Source organism: Maribacter zhoushanensis, from assembly GCF_029350975.1.
GTDB classification, from domain to species: domain Bacteria; phylum Bacteroidota; class Bacteroidia; order Flavobacteriales; family Flavobacteriaceae; genus Maribacter; species Maribacter zhoushanensis.
In genome coordinates this window covers 473,149-497,104 of record NZ_JARKMR010000002.1, presented here as the reverse complement: position 1 = coordinate 497,104, position 23,956 = coordinate 473,149, and the positions used below count along the sequence as shown (strand labels likewise).

At 33.3% G+C, this 23,956-nt stretch carries 25 protein-coding genes; 14 read left to right on the top strand and 11 right to left on the bottom strand.

Annotated features, from left to right (window positions below):
* The first annotated feature begins 101 nt into the window (after positions 1-101).
* Genes PXD56_RS08870 through PXD56_RS08855 form a run of 4 tightly spaced genes read left to right on the top strand, consistent with a single transcriptional unit; the run spans position 102 to position 4,189 of the window.
* Positions 102-1,613: an FG-GAP-like repeat-containing protein gene (locus PXD56_RS08870; protein WP_276492976.1), complete on the top strand. Its 1,512-nt coding sequence runs from the start codon at positions 102-104 to the stop codon at positions 1,611-1,613.
* Between the two features lie 5 nt (positions 1,614-1,618).
* Positions 1,619-2,044 carry a 3D domain-containing protein gene (locus tag PXD56_RS08865; protein ID WP_276492975.1) on the top strand — a complete coding sequence of 142 codons (426 nt, stop codon included), beginning with the start codon at positions 1,619-1,621 and terminating at the stop codon, positions 2,042-2,044.
* Complete coding sequence (locus PXD56_RS08860; RefSeq protein WP_276492974.1) at positions 2,041-2,703, top strand: N-acetylmuramoyl-L-alanine amidase; 663 nt, start codon at positions 2,041-2,043, stop codon at positions 2,701-2,703. Before PXD56_RS08865 ends, PXD56_RS08860 begins: the two co-directional genes overlap by 4 nt.
* A 22-nt stretch (positions 2,704-2,725) precedes the next feature.
* Complete coding sequence (locus PXD56_RS08855) at positions 2,726-4,189, top strand: M14 family metallopeptidase (protein WP_276492973.1); 1,464 nt, start codon at positions 2,726-2,728, stop codon at positions 4,187-4,189.
* Positions 4,190-4,261: 72 nt separating this feature from the next.
* Here PXD56_RS08855 and PXD56_RS08850 read toward each other — a convergent pair whose 3' ends face one another.
* Together PXD56_RS08850 and PXD56_RS08845 are read right to left on the bottom strand one after the other, a co-directional pair.
* Entirely contained in the window at positions 4,262-5,092 is an 831-nt protein-coding gene (locus tag PXD56_RS08850) for an OmpA/MotB family protein (RefSeq protein ID WP_276492972.1), read from the bottom strand.
* A 204-nt stretch (positions 5,093-5,296) separates the two neighbouring features.
* Positions 5,297-6,388, bottom strand: a complete 1,092-nt coding sequence (locus PXD56_RS08845; RefSeq protein WP_276492971.1) for a vWA domain-containing protein — start codon at positions 6,386-6,388, stop codon at positions 5,297-5,299.
* 210 nt (positions 6,389-6,598) lie between these two features.
* On the opposite strand from PXD56_RS08845, the gene PXD56_RS08840 reads away from it, so the two are divergent.
* From PXD56_RS08840 to PXD56_RS08830, 3 genes are read left to right on the top strand one after another with little or no spacing between them, the layout of a single operon-like run.
* Positions 6,599-7,603: an XdhC family protein gene (locus PXD56_RS08840; RefSeq protein ID WP_276492970.1), complete on the top strand. Its 1,005-nt coding sequence runs from the start codon at positions 6,599-6,601 to the stop codon at positions 7,601-7,603.
* A gap of 2 nt (positions 7,604-7,605) precedes the next feature.
* On the top strand, positions 7,606-8,232 hold the full coding sequence (locus PXD56_RS08835) for a nucleotidyltransferase family protein (RefSeq protein WP_276492969.1): 627 nt from the start codon (positions 7,606-7,608) through the stop codon (positions 8,230-8,232).
* A 1-nt stretch (position 8,233) separates the two neighbouring features.
* Entirely contained in the window at positions 8,234-9,319 is a 1,086-nt protein-coding gene (locus tag PXD56_RS08830) for an amidohydrolase family protein (protein ID WP_276492968.1), read from the top strand.
* A 3-nt stretch (positions 9,320-9,322) separates the two neighbouring features.
* On the opposite strand, the gene PXD56_RS08825 is transcribed toward PXD56_RS08830, so the two are convergent.
* On the bottom strand, positions 9,323-9,469 hold the full coding sequence (locus tag PXD56_RS08825) for a hypothetical protein (protein ID WP_276492967.1): 147 nt from the start codon (positions 9,467-9,469) through the stop codon (positions 9,323-9,325).
* A 147-nt stretch (positions 9,470-9,616) separates the two neighbouring features.
* Here PXD56_RS08825 and PXD56_RS08820 point away from each other — a divergent pair, with 147 nt between their 5' ends.
* Positions 9,617-10,105, top strand: a complete 489-nt coding sequence (locus PXD56_RS08820) for an RNA polymerase sigma factor (RefSeq protein ID WP_276492966.1) — start codon at positions 9,617-9,619, stop codon at positions 10,103-10,105.
* A 2-nt stretch (positions 10,106-10,107) separates the two neighbouring features.
* Complete coding sequence (locus PXD56_RS08815; protein ID WP_276492965.1) at positions 10,108-10,707, top strand: hypothetical protein; 600 nt, start codon at positions 10,108-10,110, stop codon at positions 10,705-10,707.
* A 2-nt stretch (positions 10,708-10,709) separates the two neighbouring features.
* On the opposite strand, the gene PXD56_RS08810 is transcribed toward PXD56_RS08815, so the two are convergent.
* Positions 10,710-11,339, bottom strand: a complete 630-nt coding sequence (locus PXD56_RS08810) for a GntR family transcriptional regulator (protein WP_276492964.1) — start codon at positions 11,337-11,339, stop codon at positions 10,710-10,712.
* Between the two features lie 153 nt (positions 11,340-11,492).
* On the opposite strand from PXD56_RS08810, the gene PXD56_RS08805 reads away from it, so the two are divergent.
* The 3 genes from PXD56_RS08805 (at position 11,493) to PXD56_RS08795 (ending at position 15,201) form a co-directional block, all read left to right on the top strand.
* Positions 11,493-12,275 carry a hypothetical protein gene (locus tag PXD56_RS08805; RefSeq protein ID WP_276492963.1) on the top strand — a complete coding sequence of 261 codons (783 nt, stop codon included), beginning with the start codon at positions 11,493-11,495 and terminating at the stop codon, positions 12,273-12,275.
* A gap of 1,494 nt (positions 12,276-13,769) precedes the next feature.
* Complete coding sequence (locus tag PXD56_RS08800) at positions 13,770-14,228, top strand: cold-shock protein (RefSeq protein ID WP_027067021.1); 459 nt, start codon at positions 13,770-13,772, stop codon at positions 14,226-14,228.
* A 16-nt stretch (positions 14,229-14,244) separates the two neighbouring features.
* Positions 14,245-15,201: an EamA family transporter gene (locus PXD56_RS08795; protein WP_276492962.1), complete on the top strand. Its 957-nt coding sequence runs from the start codon at positions 14,245-14,247 to the stop codon at positions 15,199-15,201.
* Here PXD56_RS08795 and PXD56_RS08790 read toward each other — a convergent pair.
* Positions 15,173-15,757, bottom strand: coding sequence for a pseudouridine synthase (locus PXD56_RS08790; protein ID WP_276492961.1), 585 nt, complete (start codon positions 15,755-15,757; stop codon positions 15,173-15,175). The genes PXD56_RS08795 and PXD56_RS08790 overlap by 29 nt on opposite strands.
* Before the next feature lie 120 nt (positions 15,758-15,877).
* Between PXD56_RS08790 and PXD56_RS08785 the strand changes: the two genes are divergently transcribed.
* Positions 15,878-17,431 carry a DEAD/DEAH box helicase gene (locus tag PXD56_RS08785; RefSeq protein WP_276492960.1) on the top strand — a complete coding sequence of 518 codons (1,554 nt, stop codon included), beginning with the start codon at positions 15,878-15,880 and terminating at the stop codon, positions 17,429-17,431.
* A 96-nt stretch (positions 17,432-17,527) separates the two neighbouring features.
* On the opposite strand, the gene PXD56_RS08780 is transcribed toward PXD56_RS08785, so the two are convergent.
* The 5 genes from PXD56_RS08780 to PXD56_RS08760 form a co-directional block, all read right to left on the bottom strand.
* The gene (locus PXD56_RS08780; protein ID WP_276492959.1) at positions 17,528-17,956 is read right to left on the bottom strand and encodes a hypothetical protein; all 429 of its coding nucleotides are present in this window, start codon (positions 17,954-17,956) and stop codon (positions 17,528-17,530) included.
* 65 nt (positions 17,957-18,021) lie between these two features.
* Positions 18,022-18,555, bottom strand: a complete 534-nt coding sequence (locus tag PXD56_RS08775; protein WP_276492958.1) for a carboxymuconolactone decarboxylase family protein — start codon at positions 18,553-18,555, stop codon at positions 18,022-18,024.
* A gap of 113 nt (positions 18,556-18,668) precedes the next feature.
* A complete protein-coding gene (locus PXD56_RS08770; protein WP_276492957.1) occupies positions 18,669-18,845 on the bottom strand; it encodes a hypothetical protein in 177 nt (58 codons plus the stop codon).
* A 90-nt stretch (positions 18,846-18,935) separates the two neighbouring features.
* Positions 18,936-19,778: a helix-turn-helix domain-containing protein gene (locus PXD56_RS08765; RefSeq protein WP_276492956.1), complete on the bottom strand. Its 843-nt coding sequence runs from the start codon at positions 19,776-19,778 to the stop codon at positions 18,936-18,938.
* Positions 19,779-19,858: 80 nt separating this feature from the next.
* Positions 19,859-22,111: a TonB-dependent receptor gene (locus PXD56_RS08760; RefSeq protein ID WP_420828443.1), complete on the bottom strand. Its 2,253-nt coding sequence runs from the start codon at positions 22,109-22,111 to the stop codon at positions 19,859-19,861.
* Positions 22,112-22,324: 213 nt separating this feature from the next.
* Here PXD56_RS08760 and PXD56_RS08755 point away from each other — a divergent pair, with 213 nt between their 5' ends.
* Positions 22,325-23,425, top strand: coding sequence for an alkene reductase (locus PXD56_RS08755; RefSeq protein ID WP_276492955.1), 1,101 nt, complete (start codon positions 22,325-22,327; stop codon positions 23,423-23,425).
* A gap of 64 nt (positions 23,426-23,489) precedes the next feature.
* Here the strand turns inward: PXD56_RS08755 and PXD56_RS08750 are convergent, their stop codons facing one another.
* Complete coding sequence (locus tag PXD56_RS08750; RefSeq protein ID WP_276492954.1) at positions 23,490-23,774, bottom strand: hypothetical protein; 285 nt, start codon at positions 23,772-23,774, stop codon at positions 23,490-23,492.
* Between the last annotated feature and the right edge of the window lie 182 nt (positions 23,775-23,956).

The window sequence follows — 23,956 nt, the reverse complement described above, 5'->3', positions numbered from 1 at the left end:
ACAAATTTAAAGAAAAGCAAGCATTTATATCTTGCTAGATTATTTAGGTATAGGTATCTTCCATTATTCAATTCTAAATTCAATAAAACCATCAATTTCTAATGGATTTTAAACCTGTTATATTTTTTATCCTATTATGCTCTTTTCTATCATGTAATACAAAGAAAAGCCAGAAAGAAGTAGTGTTGTATGAGACTTATTGTGCCAGTTGCCATATGGCACCAAGCATCAATGATTTACCAAAACATATTTGGAAAGACAATGTGCTGCCAGAAATGGGTGCACGGTTAGGTATCATTACACCAGAACATCATCCGTATTACAAACATTCTTTTGATGAGCAGATTGCTATTATAAAAACAGGTATTTATCCATCTAGACCAATAATTAAGGAAGAAGACTGGAAGCTTCTCGCAGATTATATCGTGAAAATGGCACCTGATAGTGTTGTCAATAATCCGTTGAAAATTAAAAATTCTGAGTTGTCTCAATTTAAAACCAAGCCAGTCACTCTAGATAGTGTTAAGGGTAATCTATATACTTTTTTAAAGATAGATACCGTAAATCATCAAATACTAACTGGTAATAGGAGAGGAGCACTATCCGCTTATAATTTAAATACAAAAGAAAATATAGTACTGGGTAATTTTAATCAGGCTATAACAGATGCACGTATTGTGGGCGATAGCATGTTCATTACCAATATGGGCGTTATGGACCCAAATGAAATACCAAGAGGCAAAACAGTTTTGAGAAGCGGCAGTGCTACCGCTGTTTTACAAGATTCACTACACAGACCAGTACATACACTATATATTGATTTAAACAATAATGGAAACGAAGAGATAATCATTAGTGAGTTTGGTAACCTGAAAGGTAAATTAACACTACTTGAAAAGGATACTTACGGATTCTATAAAAATAAAACGCTATTAAATTTACCAGGGTCTATACGCGTAATAGCAAAAGATATGGACCGTGACGGAAAAAAAGATTTAATAGTTATGGCAGCACAAGGTGATGAGGCTATCTATATATTATATCAAAAAGAGAACTTGAATTTTGATATAGACAAAGTTTTACGTTTTAATCCTGTATATGGTTCTAGTTGGTTTGAACTGGTAGATTATAATGGAGATGGTTATGATGATATCATTACGGTAAATGGCGATAATGCCGATAAATCTATTATACATAAGCCTTACCATGGCATGCGTATTCATATAAATGATGGTAGTAACAACTTTAAAGAAACCTATTTCTACCCTTTAAACGGTGCAACCAGAGTGATTGCTAACGATTTTGATAAAGATGGTGATGTAGACTTTGCTTTATTGGCTACTTTTCCTGATTATGAAAAGCACCCGGATTATAACATTGTGTATTTAAAGAATGAAAATAGTGCCGATTATAGGTTTACTTCAGAACATTTTGCAGATACTAAAATGGGTAGGTGGTTTTTAATGGATTCTGCAGATATTGATAATGATGGTGACGAAGATTTGGTATTAAGCGCCTTGAATTATTCATTTACTCCTGTCCCAGAATATCTAAACGAAGCATGGAAGGAAAGTTATACCGACCTTTTAATTTTAGAAAATAAGCTACATTAGTAGGTATGATAAAAAAATCATTCGTTTTAGTTTTCTTGATAATAGCCTTTAGCTGTTCAGAAAAACCTGTGGATGATAAGTATAATTGGGTTCCTTTAGAAGTTACGGCTACTGCATATAACTCACTTCCGTACCAAACATCTTATGAACACCCGGCTATTACAGCGTGGGGAGATTCTATAAAGCCGGGTCTAAAATGGATTGCCGTCTCTAGAGATTTGCTAAAGAAAGGGTTAAGCTATAACACCATGGTAAAGATAGATACCTTTGACGGGGTCTATTTAGTTAAAGATAAAATGCATTCTCGTTGGCGTAACCGTATTGATATTTATATGGGTGAAAATGTCAAGAAAGCAAAAGAATGGGGAAGAAGAAAAATAACTATAACGTATGCTGTTGAAAAAGATAGTCTAGAAATCAAGGAAGAATGAAACAACATATAGTTTACCTTATTTTAGTTTGTATTTTATCTGCTTGCTCTACAACCAAAACCATTGTAGAGTATCCTATTACATTTAATGAAGAACGTAAGTTATTGACATTAGAGTATCTTCAAAACAGATACGGTCTAGAACAAGATTCTCCAAAAATTGAACCTAAAATGATAGTATTACATTGGACGGTTATACCAACATTTGAAGAATCTTTTGAAGCATTCAACCCTGTTACTTTACCAAATTGGAGACCAGATATAAAAAATGTTAGCGGTTTAAATGTATCTTCTCAATTTATGGTAGATAGAGATGGTACCATTTATCAATTATTACCGGAAACAACTATGGCTCGCCATGTCATTGGCCTAAACCATTGTGCTATTGGCGTTGAGAATGTAGGCGGTAGCGAAGATTTACCTTTGACCAAAGAGCAACTAAAATCTAACATTTGGTTGGTAAAGTATTTAAAGGATAAATATGATATTGACTATTTAATAGGTCATTATGAATACACCTTATTTGAAAATCACCCACTTTGGTTAGAAAAAGATGAAGGTTATCGTACCGTAAAAACTGACCCAGGATCTGAATTCATGAATAGCGTTAGAAATGCGGTCAAAAACTTAAATTTCAAAGAATTACCCAAAACAAATTAGAATTTAAAAAGAAGGACTTTAAATGAAAAAAATACTACTCTCCATACTAAGCTTATGCACCCTTTCTGCAATTGGGCAATCAGATAATATTACTACCCAGTTATACGATACCTATGAGAACTATAAAGAAAGTTCTATTGGTAAACGACGTATTAAAAGAACCGATATACAACCTCTTATTGACAAACTTGCTACCAATGACAAGTTTAAGGTAAATACGGCAGGTACATCTATTGGCGGTAGAGATTTAAGTTTAATCAGTATTGGTACCGGCGATACCAATGTTTTTCTATGGTCACAAATGCATGGTAACGAACCTACAGCTACACAGGCTATTTTTGATATTTTAAATTTCTTTGACAGTGCAGATTTTAAAAAAGAGAAAGAAGCTATTCTAGCTAACTTAACAGTTCACTTTTTACCAATGCTAAACCCAGATGGGGCTGAGCTTTATCAACGCAGAAATCTATTGGGCATTGATATCAATAGGGATGCGTTGCGTTTACAGTCGCCAGAATCTCAAACATTAAAAAGAGTGCGAGATAGTCTTAATGCAGATTTCGGATTTAACCTTCACGATCAAAGTACTTATTATAATGCCGAACGTACCGATAAACCAGCTACTATTTCCTATTTAGCCCCTGCCTATAATTATGAAAAAGACATCAATGAAACCCGTGGCAATGCTATGAAAATCATTGTTTTTATGAATGATATTTTGCAGAAGTATGCTCCTGGGCAAGTGGGTAGATATAATGATGACTTTGAACCTAGAGCCTTTGGCGATAATATTCAAAAATGGGGAACAAGTACTATTTTAATAGAATCTGGAGGTTTCCCCGAGGATATTGAAAAACAGGAAATAAGAAAACTGAATTACACTTCTATTTTATCTGCTATTTATACTATTGCTCAAAAATCTTATGAATCAATCAACATTGAAGAATATGAGAAAATTCCGGAGAACGATAGAAAACTGTTCGATTTAAAAATTGTTGGTGCCAATTATGAACTTTTGGGTAATACGTATACTATTGATTTAGGTATGAATCAGATTGAAGTAGATTACCCGGACCATAACTCCTTTTGGTATAGTAGTAGAATTTTAGATCAAGGAGATTTATCTACCTATTACGGGTATGAAACCTTAGATGCTACTGGTTATACTATAACGCAGGCAAAGGTATACCCAAAGACTTTAAATACTTTTAGTGAAGTTGAGAACTTGAACTTTAACGACCTATTAAAACAAGGTTATGGTTATATACGTTTGTCTAAGTTTCCTGCCAAACACATTAATTCGCCATTTCCTGTTCATTTAATAGGTGCAAAGTATATTATTCCTGAATTGAATTTAATGCCAGGAATAAACCCGACTTTCTTTTTAGAAAAAGACGGTGTTATAGAATATGCCGTGATTAACGGGTTTTTAGTTGACTTAAAAAAATCTGACATTCAAGTACCAAACGGAATGATATTTAGATAATAGGTTTAGATTTAGAGCATAAAAAAAGGGAAGCATTTGCTTCCCTTTTTATTTCATATAAAACTCAAATTCTTATAAAGCGTCTTCAGCATCTAAAAGTGCAAAGAACTTATCTAAGTTAGGTAAGATGATAATCTTTGTTCTTCTGTTCATTGCCATATGTTCCTTAGAATCATTTTCAACTAAAGGCAAGTAACTACTTCTACCTGAAGCAATTAATTGAGAAGGATCTACATCATATTCTTTCTGTAGTTTACGTACAATAGAAGTAGCACGTTTTACACTTAAATCCCAGTTATCCGTAACCATAGGAGTGTTAATTGTTCTAGAATCAGTATGACCTTCAACCATCACTTCCATACTTGGCTCAGACTTGATTACGTCAGCCAATTTCTGTAAAATTTTGTTTGCTTTGCTACTTACATTATAACTAGCAGTGTTGAACAATAATTCATCAGAAATATTAATCATTACTACAGTCTTATCAATGCTAACATCAATATCTTCACCTTCTTCAGAAATTGATTGCTTCAATTTGTAAGAAACTGCCAAGTTCATTGAATCCTGTAATGTTTGTGCACCAGCTAATTTTGCAGGGTCAACATTTTTCAATGTATTTCTCATCTTAGCTTTTGTATTGTTACTCATAACGGCAACATCATCAACACTTGTGAACTGGCTATCGTTCATCTCTTTTAATGAGTTGATTTTTGAATTGTACTCGTCTACGCGAGCTTCAATTTTTGTCATTTGAGCTTGTAGCTCTTCTTTCTCAACTTGTGTCTTTTGTAAAGTACTTTGAGTTTGAGATAAGTTATCTTCTAAAGCAACATATTTCTTTTTAGAAACACAAGACGATAAAAGTGCTACCGATACTATAGTAACTAAGGATAATTTTTTCATTTTGTTCTTTTTAATTAATATTAGTCTAATCGGTTTTATATACGGCACAAATCTAAAATCAGATGTTTAAGTTATTGACTTAATCCATTTCCGCCTGCAAATAACTAGTGCAAAGAGATGATTATCAATATGTTGTTCATTTCAATTTTGAGCAAAAAAAAGAAGCATTTTCATGCTTCTTTTTAAATTTTGTTGGTGATTTACCTATTCGCAACCACCTGTAAATCCGTTTGCGCTAAATTTGGTTTGCACTGCACCTTGTCTAGAACCTGTATCAATTTCTATTGCTAAATTGTTTTCTCCACTACCATCTCTTTTAGGGCTACAGTATTCAAATAAGTAAAAGCTATTTGCTCTTTCAGATACCTTTTCAGAGATATCTCTAAATGTATTTTCTAATTCATCTTTATTAGTAGCAAATACACTTGCCGTTTTACCAACTGCAGTTAATACCCCAGTATCTATTTCTGCTCCAAGTCCAATGCTAAAGAAAGATATATTCGCATTTGCTTCATTTACTTTTTTCAATGCCGCATCTTCTGTATAACGAGAAGCCTGATCTGTACCATCTGTAAACAACACTACCGATGCAGCACCAATTTTGCCGCCCTCAGTTGATACCTTGATTAAATCAGACGCAATATCTGTAGACTTTATTACAGCACCATATAAATCTGTAGAAGGGTCGTTACTGATATCATCTGTAATACCATCAACTGCTTCCATAAGTTCAACTCTTGAAGATGTCAATTCATTTAATAGGTGTAATTCATCTTCACCATCAAACCAATAAATAGCCATTTTTACAGATTCTGCAGCTGTTTCTGGCATAACGGCTTCAATGAAACTTGTAGAAGCTAATTTTAATTCTTCTAAACTACTGCTCAATACACTATTACTTAAGTCTAACACAAGTAAAGTGTTATTTGAGAAAATTTGTGAGTTAGGCGATATACGTGCCGATGATTCTGATGTAGAAATGGTATTAAAACAATCATCGTTTCTACCTTGCTCGTAAATTGTAAACTGATTTGCCGTTAAACCTGGAACGGGATTTCCGCCGGTATCAGACACTCTAAAAAATACCGAAACCTTACCAGGTAAAGTTGTGTATTGTTCTTGGATTGATAATACAAGCTCTCCTTCTTCAAGGCCTAAACAATCATCAACTACGGTTCCTTTTCCTAGTCCGTCACCTGTATTTAGGTCAAAACTTACATCATCATCTGCATTACCACAAGATACTATTAGAGTAAGTATAAAAAACACACTGAATGTTTTCAAAAAATTCTTCATATTCAATTATTACGGGTTCAACTAGCAGAACGGTCAAAGTTTATTTAAATTATAAGGAATGAAAAAATAAATGTTAAAGATTGTTAAAGCGGAAGATATTGTGGGTTAAAAATTGTGTGAACACCCATATTTATTTGGGTTTAAGACAAATAGCATTTAGGAATGTTAGTATTAATTTTAGTACTTTAGAAGGTGTAAAATCCATGGTTAATGACTCACGAATTCAAAAAGATAATTAAGGAGTACGGCATTGCTAAATTGGCAAATGTTAGGTGCGTTCTTGCTACGGTAGTAGCTTTAGATGGTTCTTCTTACCGTAAACCTGGGGTTCGTATGCTTATTCGTGAAGATGATGTTATGATAGGGGCTGTCAGTGGCGGTTGTGTTGAGAAAGAAGTTTTGTTTCAAGCACAATCCGTTTTCGAGAATCGAGCTACAAAACTTATGACCTATGATGGTAGGTTTAGACTAGGTTGTGAAGGTTTACTTTATATATTAATAGAGTCCTTTACACCAGAAGAAGCGCTTATAGCTGATTTTAATTCAATTATCAAAAATCGGAAATCGTTCAAGCTAAGCACATCTTATATCAAAGAATATGGTGAATTAGAGGGATATGGCACTTTTATACACCTGAATTCAACTACTTATACATTTAATTCAGGTACTAAAAAACAAGAAAATAGTCTGCACTTCTTGCAGACAATGCAACCTTGTCAACGACTTTTATTAATAGGGGGTGAGCACGATGCTGTTCAATTAGTTCATTTTGGATTAAGTATGGGATGGGAAGTGAATGTTGCCATTACTCCTAAAGAGAATAAGTCTATTTCAGATTTTCATGGAATTGATGCATTATTGGATTTTGAGCCAGAAGAACTTCCTGTTGAAACTATAGATAACAATACCGCTGTTCTTTTAATGACACATAGTTATGTAAAAGACTTAAAGTATTTAATGAGATTAAAAAATAGTAAACCTACCTATTTAGGTATTCTAGGCCCCATAAAAAGAAGGGAAAAATTACTTTCTGAATTGTTGGAACACGATATGGATATTGATATGGATTTTATTGAAAATATTCATGGTCCTGCAGGATTAAATATTGGTGCAGAAACTCCACAAGAAATTGCTATTTCAATTTTAGCAGAAATATTGACCGTTATACGCAAGACACAACCCGTAAAGTTGAGAGATAAATTGAATACAATTTAAAATTGGAGAAAAAACTACAGATAGCAGTACTCATCATGGCAGCTGGCGCTTCTAGACGTATGAACGGTATAAAGCAATTAATGCCATGGAAAGACTCAAACTTCTTATTGGAAACGGTTAAAACCGTTCAGCAGAGTCAAGCCAATTCTCTGCATATCATATTAGGTTCAAATGCTGAGTTTATTACTTCTGAATGTCGTTTTGTCGAAAGTGATATTAGTGTGATTGTAAACCCTAACTGGGTAAACGGACTTGGAAATAGTATTGCATATGGAGTTAAAGCCGTACTTAAAGAGAATACAGATATAGACGGAATTTTGATTTGTCTTGCTGACCAGCCTTTATTGAGCTCCAATTATCTAAACATGTTGATAAAAGAATTTAAAGAGAATACTTCAAAAACTATTGCAACAAACTACGGTAAAAAGGTAGGTGTACCCGCATTGTTTCCTAAATTGCAATTTCATAATTTGTCTCAATTAGAAGGGGACTTCGGTGCAAAGGAACTTTTAAATAAAAATGGAAATGCTATAATTTCTTTAGAAGCATCAAATCAGATTATTGATATTGACACAAAACTAGAATACGACAAATTAATCAATAGAACCAAAACAGATATTAATCCATAATATGAGACTAAAATATACGTTCCTTACGCTTTTTACTTCCTTGGCTATTTCAACAATTACAGCTCAAGAAATGGGGTTTGAAGAGTACAATCCCAAATCTACCTTAGTAGTACCTGGAGCAGAAATCACAAAAGCAAAGTTTCCTTTTATTGACGTACACAGCCATCAAAGAGACATGTCAGTAGAGGCATTAACTGGTTTAGTTTCTCATATGGATGCCATGAACGAAGCTATCATGGTTAACCTAAGCGGTAGATCTGGAGCAAGCCTAAAAGAGAAAATAGATAATATCAATAAAAGTTACCCTAATAGATTCGTCGTTTTTGCAAATGTTGATTTTGAAGGTGCTAAAGATATGGAGTGGGGAGAACAAGCTGCAGCACAATTAGAGAAAGATATTAAGAATGGAGCCAAAGGTTTAAAAATTTTTAAAAGTCTTGGATTAAGAAATAAAGATTCTGACGGTAATCGTTTAGCAATAGATGACCCTCGTTTAGATGCTATTTGGGCAAAATGTGCAGAAATGGGTGTCCCTGTTTTAATACACGCGGCAGATCCAAAGCCTTTTTGGGATGAAATGGATGCGGACAATGAGCGCTGGTTAGAATTAAAAACCCATCCTAGAAGAAAACGTACTGCTACAGATCCTGCTCCTTTTGAGCAGATTATTCAAGAGCAACATAATGTGTTTAAAAAACATCCTAAAACTAAATTCATAAATGCTCATATGGGCTGGCATGCCAACAATCTTGAAAAACTTGGTGAGTTGTTAGATGCTATGCCAAATATGAATGTGGGTATATCTGCGGTAATAGCTGAATTAGGAAGGCAACCTCAGAATGCTAGAGCCTTTTTTATAAAATACCAAGACAGGATGCTGTTTGGTAAGGATAGTTGGAAACCAGAAGAATTTCCAACATACTTTAGAGTACTTGAAAGCAACGATGAATACTTTCCTTATTACAAGAAATATCATGCATTTTGGTCCATGTACGGATTGAACCTACCTGATGAAGTTCTGAAAAAACTATATTATCAAAATGCGTTAAACCTTATTCCGGGCTTAGACACATCTTTGTTTGAATAGTGGTTATACTTTTTTAAGTACCACTGCTTCATCAACTACCGGGATATCTTTTACATCTTGAAAAATACCGCACGAAATTTCTTTCTTAACTAAACTTTGTGTGGCTTTTCTCTTTGTCAACGCCTCAATTTCTGGGTTTAAAAACTGCATACCTTTATTTATTTTTTTAATAAAACGCACATATATACCTCATGTTGTATGAGTTAGCTTGTTTTTGTTTTAATTTAAAAAAGAATTCATTTGAAAGTGTGACAATAGAGATAATATGTATACTAATGGGGAAATACGTTTTTATATATGCAGAAAGAAGAAGTCTTTACTGATTTAATACGTGAACACCAGGCACTATTATATAAGGTGACCTCTATTTACACGGATAAGAAAGAAGATCAAGAAGACTTGTTCCAGGAGATAGTCTTTCAACTTTGGAAATATTTTGACTCTTTTCGCAACGACTCCAAAATTACCACATGGATGTATCGTGTAGCAATGAACACGGCAATAACATTTGTTAAAAAGAAAAAAAGAAGACCAGATTCGGTTTCTGTCGCCGATGTTTTCATTACTCAATCTGATTATAAAGATGATGTTTTAGAAGAGCAATTAAAGCTGCTATATCAACAATTACAACACTTGAACACTTTAGAAAAAGGACTCATTTTTCTTTTGCTTGAAGGTAAAAGCTATAAAGAGATAGCACAAATAACAGGACTAAGCGATAGCAATGTGGGTACTAAAATATCCCGTATAAAGAAAAAATTAAAAACTAACATGACAAAACAATAATCATGGATATAGAAGAACTACAGTCTGCATGGACACAAATGAGCAATGAATTAAATCAACAAAAGAAATTAACGAACCAAATAATATTAGATATGACAAAGCAGAAATATCAGAATAAATTTACCACCATAACCAAGTATGAAACTTTAGGAGCCCTTATCTGTTTTGCTATTGCATTCTTTATACTCATAAATTTTCAAAAATTGGATACGTGGTATTTACAGGTATGCGGTATACTTACCCTGTCATTTTTAATTGTATTACCGGCAATGGTACTTTCTACCTTAAAAAGGATAAAAAACATTGATATTTTAAATGGTTCGTATAAAGACAACTTAAAACTTTACTTAAAGACCAAGAATAGACTTTTAAGATTGCAACAAATAGGGATAGCCGTAGGTTTTATTGGGTTGGTTTTTATAGTTCCCGTAACCTCAAAAATAATATCAAACAAAAACGTCTTCTTAACCAGTTTAAAAACAGAGCAATATCTAATATTTGCTATTACTATGGTTGCCATGGTGTTTTTCTGTAAATGGGCGTATAACGGTTATCTTAAAGTAACCCGGTCTGCGCAAGAACTATTACAGGACTTAGAGTAATTTTATTCCGTAAGTTTCTTTTGAATATAATTTAAAATCAACATCCAATTCATTTTTAATAGGAGGGAAGCTGTGGGTACATTGTCATCTGCAATTGCAGAAATAATGGATTCGTGTTGATTGTCAGATTTGTTGTAGAATGAATCGTCATTGGTAAAGGCGCGCTCATAAAAGAAAATGCGGGTCTTTAAATCATTTAGAATCTTTAGGGCAAGATTATTTTTATAGTTTTTGGTCAATAATCTATGAAACTCTAAATCTGCTTGTATTCTAGAAATAGCATCAGTGGCATTTTCAAATACCTCTTGCTGTTTCTTAAGTTCAACAATATGTGCTTCAGTAAACTCAGAGTTTTCAATAGCCATAACCTCCAAATTGGCTACTAGTTCATATAAATCTTCTGCTTCTTCAACATCTAATTCCGCTATTATAAAGCCTCTATTAGGTACGGCCTTAATAATATGCGATTGTTGCAATTGGGTTAGCGCCTCTCTAATAGGAGTAACACTTACTTTTAAATGTCGGGCAAGGGCTGCCAAATTAATCGTTTTTCCGGTTTTTAGGTTACCTGTGACCATCTCTGACAACAGATAATCCCGCACTTGATCTCTTAGGTTTTTTTTGAGCAGCATGTATCAAATATAATATATCGTATACGATTATAACTATTCTTAAATACAGTTTATTGTAAGACAAGTAACTACAGTGCCTGTTAATATGTAAATTATCAATACTAGGGTTTAGATTTCAACGTTTTATAGTTACAACCCTACAAACAATTCAATATGAAAAATCTAACATCTAATTTTGTAAAAGGATTATTCCTTTCAGGAGTATTATTAATGGCATACAGCTGTAGTGAAGATGACAGCACTACTGAAGAAGTTACATTAACGCAAACAGAGCTAAAAGCAGTTCTAGAAACCGACGATATAACTGGCGGTATTGATTTGGCATTATATGAGTTATCATCTAATAACAGTAGTACAGGCAAAACCTTAAGCAGTGATTGTTACAGCGCCGTATATTCTGATACAGGTTATGTTGCCACATTCAATAATTGTGTATTAAATGGTTCTAGAAATGTAAACGGTACATTAGCTGTAACTTATGATCAACAAGGAGAAACCGGTTCGTTCACGGCAAGTTATGTTGACTTCTATGTAGGAGAAACTAAAATTAATGGTACAAGATCATTTTCTTTCAGTACAAGTTCAAATGATAATGCTATAACTTTTGAGGTTACTAGTGAAATGACAGTAGAAATGGAAGATGGTTCTATCATTTCTGATAGCGGCACCAAGTCTACAACTATAGCCTTTAATGAAACTGCAACCTACAGTATAGAAGGTAGCTGGACAGTAGTTTTTGAGGGTAACACCTATAATGTCACGGTAAATAATCCATTGACCAGTGAAGTAACTTGTTTCTATGTCTCAGGTGGTGATATGGATGTCTCTAAGAATGGACTTTCCGTAAACGTAGATTTTGGAGATACAACTTGTGATAATGTAGCGTTACTTACATATCCTAACGGTGTTGAGGAGGAAATTACTTTAGAAGATTAAATTTAAATTTTAATATAAATTGGAAAGGATAAGATCGTTTAATCTTATCCTTTTTTTTGCTAATTCAGAGAAGCAATTGCAAACGCTTCTATACCCTTTCTCAAAGTTGTTTCAATTTTTTACAACTTTTAATTACTAAGAAAGGCGCCCAATTTTAAATTCGAAAAACGATTAATGTGTATGATTTCTACTTGCAACCCATTGTACTCGTTTGCTGTTTTTAAAACTTGAAAAGAATGTATTTCTTCTAGATTCTGTTGGTGTATTTCTGATAAAAGTTCTCATGATGTTCGTTTTTAACCGGTGATTAACCGAATTGATTAATGTTTTTTTTGATTGATGATTTTTAATGAGTGTGATGTCTAGATGATGCCCATTGTACTCGTTTACTATCCTTAAAACTTGAGAAAAATGTATTTCTTCTAGATTCCGTTGGTGTGTTTCTGATAAAAGTTCTCATGATGTTCGTTTTTTAACCGGTGATTAGCCGAATTGATTAATGAATTTTTTGATTGTTGGATTCTTAATGTGTGTGATGTCTAGATGATGCCCATTGTACTCGTTTACTATCCTTAAAACTTGAGAAAAATGTATTTCTTTTAGATTCTGTTGGTGTGTTTCTGATAAAAGTTCTCATGATGTTCGTTTTTTAACCGGTGATTAGCCGAATTGATTAATGATTTTTTTGATTGATGAATTCCTAATGTGTGTGATGTCTAGATGTTACCCATTGTACTCGTTTACTATTAATAAAGTTTGTAAAAAAGGTATTTCTTCTAGATTCCATTGGTGTATTTCTAATAAATGTTGTCATGATATTCGATTTTTAATCGGTGATTAGCCGTGTGATTGATGAATGATTATTGAATTTAATATTAATGGGTATGATTTCTTGATGCTGCCCATTGCACTCTCTTACTATTTTTTAAACTTGAAAAGAAAGTGTTTCTTCTTGTTTCTGTCGGTGTGTTTCTGATAAAAGTTCTCATGATATTTAATTTTTAATTGATGATTAATAATTTTGTTATACTTACTAGACGACGAATGTTTTATTTTGTTACAGTACTATGCATAAAAAGGTACTATTTTTAACAAATTAAATTATCGAATTTTACGTATTATATTGTTTTTCAGTGTTTTATATATTTTATTATAAATTTAATTTTAACAATTCTTAATGATTAATCGCAGATTCTATATTTATTAGAGTAGGAGAAGAGGTGAAAAGCATTCAAATATTACTATATAAAGTGTTACTAAATTCATTTTAAATAGATGCAGTACAAAACTTTAGTAGTTTGAGCCCAGTTAATGCTAAATAATTGAAATACAAATCATATCTTTGTAGAACTTTAAAGGGATGCAGATGATTCTTGCAATGACCTTACAACAAACGGAATTATAGTTTACTCAAAAACTTACCGTTCGTTATACACGTCACCACGTATTTCAATTCCTTTATTGCAAAATCTATTATTATCATTAAAATTACGAATGGCAAAATCGCAACAAACATTTAATAAAACTGAAAAAGAGAAAAAACGCTTAAAGAAGCGTGAAGAAAAGAAGAAAAAAATGCTTGCTCGTAAAGCAGCTGCAAAAGAAAGTGGTACTTCTGGTATTCCACTTGCTTATGTAGATTTCAATGGAAACTTGGTGGACACTCCGCCAGATCCAGCAATGAAAGTGGAAATTGAAGCGGAAGATATCGTTTTAGGTATTCCAAAGAAAGAAGAAGGTGATGTTGAAGAATTTGATCCGGTAAGAAACGGTAAAGTTTCTTTCTTTGATACTACAAAAGGATTTGGTTTCATAATCGACGCTGAGAACAATGAAAAATATTTTGTTCATGTTAGTGGTCTTATCGATGAGATTATGGAAAACGACAAAGTTTCTTACGAGCTAGAAAAAGGCATGAAGGGTATGAACGCCGTTCGTGTAAAGAAAATCTAGTCCTTAATAATTTTCTATGGCGAAAATGCAACGTAACACCGTTCTGGTAGTAATGTCATTTTTTGCCATTTACTTCATATGGGGTTCTACCTATTTATGGAATAAAATTGCAGTAACCGAATTACCTGCCTTTATGTTGGCAGGTATTCGTTTTCTTACCGCAGGCACTTTAATATTCATTATTTCTAGAATATTAGGTTTACCATTAAAAATTTCAAAACAAGAATTCAAGAACACTTTTAAAGCAGGCTTTCTATTTCTTACAATAGGTAACGGAATAGTGGTATGGGCATTACAATATGTAGATAGTGGATTTGCTGCATTAGAAGTTTCTGCACAACCATTGGTGGTACTAATAATGATGCGCGTTCTTCACGGAAAGAAAATTCAACCTATGTCAATTATAGGTGTTGTTCTTGGAATCACCGGTATATTTTTATTGGTCAGTCAAAAAGAAATCATAGCTCAAGAGGGTGCCGTTTTAGGTATGGTACTAATTTTTCTATGTATGCTAAGCTGGTCTTACGGCAGTTTGTTTGTGAGTAAGGCAGAATTACCTAAAAACTTCTTTGTAAATACAGGTTATCAAATGTTTACAAGCGGATTATCCCTTGTTTTAATAAGTATGTTACTAAGAGAGCCTTGGTCTTTGCCATCCACTTGGTGCACACCGGTATTATGGTCAATGTCATTGCTCATTGTTTTTGGAAGCATTGTTACCTTTACCGCTTTTAATTACTTATTACGAATAGTTTCACCAGAAAAAGTGGCAACATCTACTTATGTCAACCCTATAGTTGCCATGACTTTAGGTTGGTATTTTTTAAATGAAAATATAACTCTGCAGTCGGTAATTGCATCAATAGTATTGCTTACCGGAGTTTACTTTATCAACACAAAAAAGAGCCTAACTATTTTATCTCGTTTTTCAGGAAAACGAATTCCTAAAAAGATGGCAAAAGATTTGAAGTAATAACCACTTCTCTAGGTTGCATTTCTCCTAATACTATCTCGCCAATTCTTACACGTACTAAACGAACCGTTGGAAAACCAGCAGCTGCCGTCATTTTACGTACTTGACGAAATTTACCTTCCTTGATTATTATACTGACCCAAGAAGTAGGTCTATGTTTTCCAATTCGTAATGATTTATCTGCATCGGGCAGGGCAGGAGGCTCACTTAGTATGGTCACTTTACATGGTTTGGTGGTATACTTTTGACCGAATACGCCAATAGTTATTCCTTCTGATATTTCTTTAATTGCTTCCGTGGTAATTAAACCATCTAGCTGTGCTAGATATTCTTTTTCTATTCCTGATCTATTAATAGTATCGCTCAACTTTCCATCTGTTGTCAATAACAATAAGCCTTCAGACTTTTCATCTAGTCTACCCACAGGCATTAATCCTTCAGGAAAATCATGAAGCTCACTCAAAAATCGTTTTTTACGGAGCTGACGATCTTCACCAGAGGTCATTTGGCTCAACATACCCACAGGTTTATATATTTTAAAATGGAAATGTTCCAATAATTTATATGCTTACGATTAATTTAGGTTACATATGGTCGCAAAAGATACCCTTTTTAACCCATGAATTAGTAATGTACTAGTGAGAATGTTACCTTTGTATACTCCAGAGAAGATTTTATGCAAGAGACAGTTTTTGAATTACAGGATAGAAAGACCGACAAGGAACTTTACAGCTATCAACAAGGAGCTATTCAACAAATTTTTGACAAGTTCGATTCAGAACGAGATGATTATCACCTTCTATACCAACTACCAACCGGTGGTGGTAAAACAGTGATTTTTTCCGAAATAGTACGTCAATATCTTAAAAACCACAATAAGAAGGTTTTGGTAATGACACACCGTATTGAACTTTGTAATCAAACATCATCAATGCTTACTAGTTTTGGTGTTGTGAACAAGGTAGTAAACAGTAAAGCCAATCTTGACGACCATGAACGTTACAGCTGTTACGTTGCCATGGTAGAAACCTTAAACAATAGGTTAAACGACGACCAATTGGATATTTCTGATGTTGGTCTGGTCATCATTGATGAAGCGCACTATAATTCTTTTACCAAACTTTTTAAGTTCTTCGATAATTCTTTTGTTCTTGGTGTTACGGCAACCCCGTTAAGTTCTAATAAGGACTTACCAATGAACAAAAACTATGATGAACTTATACCTGGTGAAACTATAGAAAACCTTATTGCCAATGATTTCTTGGCAAGGGCAGAAGTATTTCAGTATGACATGGGACTTACCTCTCTTGAAATTGGATCTAACGGTGACTATACCGTAAAATCTTCGGCTGACCTTTATACAAGCCCCGCAATGCTAAACAAGCTTTTAGAAGCTTACACCAAACATTCTAAAGGTAAAAAGACATTGATTTTCAACAATGGTATTGAAACTTCTATTCAAGTATACCATACTTTTCAGGCTGCAGGCTTAAATGTTATGCATCTTGATAATACTGCCACTAAAAAGCAGCGTAAAGAAATTTTAAAATGGTTCAAAGAAACACCTGATGCTATATTGACATCGGTAAGTATTTTGACTACGGGTTTTGATGAACCTACCATTGATACTATTATATTAAATAGAGCAACAAAATCATTAACACTTTACTACCAAATGATAGGTAGGGGTTCAAGGGTTTTGAATAACAAATCTAAATTTACGGTTATTGATTTAGGAAACAACCTTTATCGTTTTGGACCATGGGGAGCAGATTTGGATTGGGGAGCTATTTTCAAGTCTCCAAACTTCTACATGGACCGTATTAAAGATGACGAGGAAATTGAAAGTGATTTTAAGTTAGATTTATCTGAAGAGGTTAAAGCAGAATTTAAAAACTCTAAAGAAACTTATTTCGATATTAAAGAAACTTATAAAACCGCAACGTTTGCCGGAGAATCTTCAAAAGTGGTTTTAGAAAGATCTATTGCGCAACATGCTTATATGTGTATTGAAAATAGTGAAGATGTTTACGATGCAATTGCTCTGGCCAAATTACTAAAAGAAGATATTGATAATCGTATTCATGTATATGGTAAGTGTATTAGCAAGAGTACTTATAATTTTTTAAGTTGGTTGAAAGATGATTACCAAAAGAAATTGAACGCTTACTTACGTGAAAACTTTGATAGGGTATTTGAAGATATACATGGGCATCCGCCAGAAGATTAATGTAAACTAAATATTTTCTATTTCTATAGAATTTATAGAATATAAAAAGGGCTGTTCATTTAAGAACAGCCCTTTTTATTTATAGCTAATTACTTCTTATTCAACAATAAGAGAATATTGAGGTGTTGGGTTTAAAGGACAGAAATATACGTATTCCCCTTTTTCCAATTTCGTTTCTTTAGAATGACCAACAGTATTATTTTTTACGGCTGCAGTTACATATGCAGTCTGAATGTGATTTTCTGGTTTAGAGGCATCTTTACCTTTTTTAACCAATACCAAACCTACATCTTTACCTACATTGTTGTTTGCAACATCAAAAACATAAGTACCTTCACTTACAGTAATTGATTTTTGCGTAAACTCACCCGCAGTTTGTTCTAGTGCAATTTTCTTTACACCATCATTCATTTTCATTTCTTTTGAACCTTTTTTCATCATTTTGTCTTTCATCATTTTGTCTTGTGCGTTTGAATTAAATGTGAAAGCTAATACGATTACTAAAATTGATAATACTTTTTTCATGTGTTTAAAATTTAATGAGCTTTTGCTCTAATGGATGTTAATAATTATTGTTTTTAAAATTGTACTTATAAAGAAACTGCTACAGGAAAATCAACTGGCACCTGTGTAGTACTATGAATGTAGTTTGATATTGTTTTGTCACCTACCAATGATATGGTGTCAATTAGATTTGCTTTTGTATACCCTTCAGCAAAATAGTTTTCCAAGACTTTTTCATCTGTACGTCCTCTATTCTCAGTTACATTTTTTGCCAATTGCGCCAAGGCGTTTAATTTAGAATCAAAAGAAGCTTTACCTGCTCTTAGCTCCAGAATTTGCTCGTCAGTAAATCCGTTCATTTTACCTATTGCCGTATGTGCAGACAAACAATAGATACAGTCATTTACTTGACTTACTGCTAGATTAACAACCTCTTTTTCTTTTGCGGATAATGATGTTTTAGCATTGGCAAAATTCAAATAGTTTTCTAAAGCTGTATCGCTATTTGCATAGGTTGCATATAAATTAGGTACAAAACCTAATGCTTTTTCTAAATTATCGAAAATCGCCTGATTGTTTTCGCTTACTTCTTCTCTTGTAGGAACATTAAATGTGCTCATATTTTTATCTTTAATTATTATTGATTTATTCTTTAATTTATCTGGTACAAAGGTATAATCGGGGTACTGTTCGTATCATGTAGAGAATTCCTTTCTACATGTCAATTTTTCTTTTATAAAAATGAACCGAATGCTTTTGTTAGTTTTGAAGACCCATCAGAATCACAGTAGTAATCTGATAAATGGTTGCGCTCACAATGTTTTTTAGCATTGATGGCAGTGTTGATTTTCGTCTTCTTAGATGTAAATATCTCTATTAAATTGAAGATTGATTTATGTTTTAAGTTCATGTCTTTGTTGTTTTAATTGTACACTACAAAGATGTATGTATTAAGAATCTTAAAACGGGCAATTTCACCCAAGATATTGTCAATTTTTCCCTAAAATGATTTTTTAAGTTGTTTCTTAAATTCAGAAGGAGACTGTAGCGTTTGTTTTTTGAATAAACGACTCAAGTGAGATGCATCATCAAAACCAATTTCATAAGCAATTTCTTTAGTGGTCTTATCTGTGTAGATAAGTAATCGCTTTGCTTCAAGTATAATACGCTCATGAATAATTTGTAGGGGAGTAGTATTAAATTTTGAAAAAGTGTTTGAAAGGGTTTTAGGAGACTTAAATAATTTGTCTGCATAAAAAGCAACCGAATGTTCTGACTTGTAGTATTCTTCAACTAACAAATTGAAGCCTCTGAGCAAATCTACTTTTACGTCATTGGCAGTTTCGCTAAACCCTTCTTTTGCTTTAAGCAGTCGTGTGCTCATAATCATAAAACGAGCCATAAGCATACGAAGCATTTCTGCCTGTATGGTATCTTCCGTTTCTAATTCATCAACAAAAACTTCGTGTAACGTATCAAACTTTCGTTGTTGTTTTTCTCCTAAGTCTATAACAGGAATATGTGCATTACTAAAAAATAATAGCCCTGCGCAGCTTACTTCTTGATCGTGGTCTTTAATACAATAGAACTCTCTGTTAAATTGATAGACAATTAAATTACTGCCTTCAATATAGTGTAAGAACTGAATTGGTGTTAATGCCAGTAAACTATGCTCAGAAATAGTATATGGTACACCGTCTACTTCGATCAAAGCTTTTTGGGTAGTAGTTCTAATAAAAATATAGATTCCGGCTTGCTTTGGTTTTCTATAAGATTCTAATAATAATTCATTACCAATTTTCAGTAATCCACCAGTACTAAAATCTTTAAAAACTTCTTGCATCTTGCTTTGGTCTAAAAAAAGGATGATTCATTACAGAAGTAACAAATCATCCTTTTTATAATCTCTAAACAATATTTTTCTTAAAAGCTTACAGAAACCTTTCCTCTTAAATAAAAAGGAGTACCAGGAGTAAAATGAATTTCTTCTACTGATGCAGTCTCATTGAATAATCTACTTTCGGTAGCGAACTGAGTTTCGTTCCATTCAGTATCAAATAGATTTTCTACGATTACACCTACTGTCCAATTCTTAATATGGTAGTTTAGGTTCAAATCGGTAACGAAATACCCTTCTGCAACAATACTATTATCTTCATTCGCAGCTCTGTCACCTAAGTATCTATAGTTTAGGTTTCCTGAGAAATCACCAATATCACTAAAAGATAATCCCCCTACAGCAGTAAAATCTGGTGCTAAAGGAATGTAGTCTTCGCCATCTGCTTCTTCTGTACTTCTTGCATAGGTGTAATTTATATCACTATACAGATACAACCAATCTAACATTTGATATCGCGCACCAACTTCTACACCAACTCTTCTTGTTTTTCCACTAGGCTCAACAATACCGGCATCGCCCACATACACAAATTCTTGATCTAAAAACAGACCCCACAACGTAGCATTCAATACTAATTTATCTACCGGTTTAATAATTGTTCCCAAATCTACTCCATATGCTCTTGGAAGAATATCTCTGCCTTCGTTTGCAGTTACTACACGTGCATCGTTAGAGTGAAAACCTAAGCCTGTTTTTAAGAATAACTGCCAGTCTTTATTTACGGCGTAAATTGCATTCAACTTAGGACTTACTATTGCCTTGCTTTCGCTTTTATTATCATATACTTCACTTAGTTTGTTTTCATAGTCGAAGTTGAAATAGTCGAAACGAACAGACGGATTAAATGTCCAGTTTCCTGTTTTGTACTCTCCGTCAACAAAACCATACATATTAGTTTCGTCTACATCACCAAATGCATATTGTTCTAAAACTGTCTTTCTATTTAAAGTGTGCTCTAAGGTTACATCATCTACGTTATCATTTCTCAATCCTATACCAGCAGAATATTTAAACCTATCATCTGTACCAACAGCAATATCAATTTGTTCAAAAACAGTTTCAGCACCCATTATGGTTCTATCTTCATACTGGCGAATTTGGTCGCCATTAACTGGGTCTTCTAAAAAGAAAGTGAAATTCGAGAACAACTCAAAATCATATTTGCTCACAAATGCTCGTGTTTTTAGAAATTGATCTTCACCTAAAAATTTAGTGTGATTCAACATGATATTGGTTCTACTGGTTTGTCCACCTTCTGTATCATCTATCGCACCGAAACGACCTATAATATTTTGGTCTATTGCTCTTTGTGGAATTTGACCAGAAGCATCCCACTTGCTTTGAAAATGAGAGGCAGTTAATGTTAATTCCTCTTTCCCAATATCTTTATAATTATATCTCCCAAGAATATTTAAACGATTAAAGTTCTGAGGAGAATCAAATGGTCCATCAGTTAAATACACCTCAGATGCTACATATGCGCTACTCTTGCCGCTTTCCAAAATATTGAATAGACCTACAAATCTGTTTGTATTAAATTGTCCCGCCTCATAAGAAACCATACTCTTGTCAACACTTTTCTTCAGACTTAAATCTACAAATCCGGCAGTATTAAAATCGCCTTTATCCGCGTAATACGGACCTTTTCCAAAGTTGACATTATCTATAGTTTCTGGTATTACAAAGTGTAAATCTGCATACCCTTGTCCGTGAGCATGAGATACCATATTTACCGGCATACCATCTACGCTAATAGCCACATCTGTACCGTGGTCAATGTCAAATCCTCTCAAGAAAATCTGTTCGGCTTTACCACCGCCGGCATGTTGACCTATTAATAAACCTGGTACTTTTCTTAAAATCTCTTGAGATGATTTTACAGGATCATTTTGTACATCTACATTCACAATCCTACTCATGGCATCAACTTTAGAAACAACTACAACCTGCTCTAAATTGATACTTGACTCTTCTAAAGAGATATTTATACCATTAGTTAAATGATCTTGATTTACAACAAGAATGAATGTTTTAAATCCTAAGTTGGAAAAATAAACCGAGTCATTTACCGATGTAGAAGTAAGTGAAAATGCACCTGATAAGTTTGTATGGCTATGTTGACCTGAAGTCTGATTAAAGATACCTACATTTTCTAATGCTATACCTTCTGTATCGGTAACACTACCTTTTAAAGTTTGTGCATTCACAATAGTAGTTGCACCTAATATAAAAATATATACGGTAAGCATTAGTGCCCAGTTACGGCTATAAATCATAAAATATTATTTTGGAAAAGTTGTCATTATCTATACCTACGATAAAAAACTAAGAAGGTTTTAAAAATTTAGAATGGCAAAAATATGACACAGGCTGAACAATTCATTTTTTATACGTTTTATAACAATGTTTTAACGATAAGAGTCAACAAACTTCTTGTAATAATTTGAACTTTGTTCGACAAAAACATACAGTTAACAAAATTTAGATATATGAGCAATCAAGCATTATTGACCCCTTTTCAAAACACTTTAGACCTAAGGAATAGAGTGGTCATGGCACCTATGACTAGAAGTAGAGCTGCAAATGAAGGAAATGTGCCTACAGAAGATTTACACGTGCCCTATTATACACAAAGAGCTTCTGCAGGACTAATTATTACAGAAGGATCCCAAGTTTCTAAAGATGCGGTTGGCTATGTTAATACAGCTGGTATTTATTCTGCAGAACAAGTAGAAGGCTGGAAAAAAGTAACCAAAGCAGTTCATGATAAAGGCGGAAAGATATTTATACAACTTTGGCATGTAGGTAGAATTTCTCACCCAGATTTTCATGAAGGCGAATTGCCTTTAGCTCCATCTGCAATAAACCCTAATGCAAAGTCTTATACTCCAGAAGGATTTAAAGATACCGTGACACCAAAAGCCATGAGTATTGCTGATATTAAACAAACGGTTTTAGATTTTAAAAATGCAGCAATAAATGCAATTGAAGCAGGATTTGATGGTGTTGAAATACATTCTTCTAACGGATATTTATTTCAACAGTTTTTTACCGGAACATCTAATCACAGAACCGATGAATATGGTGGGAATATAGAAAATAGAACCCGATTCTTTTTTGAAGTTTTAGACACTATGAAAGAGGTAATTCCTCAAGAAAAAATTGGAGTTAGATTCAATCCTTCTCTAAACGGTATGTTCGGTATTACCTTGGACGAAGAAACCATACCTACTTTTGAGTATATCATTAAAAAATTAAACGACTATAATTTGGCCTATGTACATTTATCAGAACCATTTAACGATGTTTCTAATGTACCGTTTGCGGTAGAACACATTGCCAAACATTTTAGACCTCTTTATAACGGCACCTTAATGATTAATGCCGGTTTCAATCAAGAAACGGGCAATAAGGTAATTGAAGAAGGTAATGCTGATTTAGTAGCGTACGGTAAACCTTTTATTTCCAACCCTGATTTGGTAGAACGTTTTGAACATAACCACCCACTTGCAGAATGGGATACGGATACCTTCTACACCCCAGGAAAAGAAGGCTATTTAGATTATCCTGCATATGAGGAAAACATTTAAAATTTAGGTTATATTAAAAAAGGCAGCCAATGGCTGCCTTTTTTTAATTTTACTTTGTAAGATATTATATGTCATCGTTATTGTGTTCCAAATTTTCATTTTCAGCACCACCTAAACTATACAATTGATTTTCTTCATCTTTTAAAGATTTTGAAGTTTTATTTTGAGGTAGATTTCTGCCAGGTATATCTAAATCTTTTCCTGCAAAATCAACTTGTCTATTTCTATTGTCTAACTGACTATCATCACCATTATCTGTACGGGTATTTTTTACCTTTTCTCCTAATGCTTGTAAATCATCTTCTGTAATATCAGAATTATAAGTCTCTGTTTTATTTTCAGTTTTCATATCTATAATTTTTTTTGAAAGTTACTTTCTTTTAATTGTAACTATTATCACAAAACAAATGGTTATGAGCTCATTTAAAAGAGCATCTTAAAACATAACAAACAATCGTTTAGCATTAAGATTTTCTTTTTAAGAATTAATGATAGCAATAGATTTTAGCCAACTTGCAAATAAATAATTAG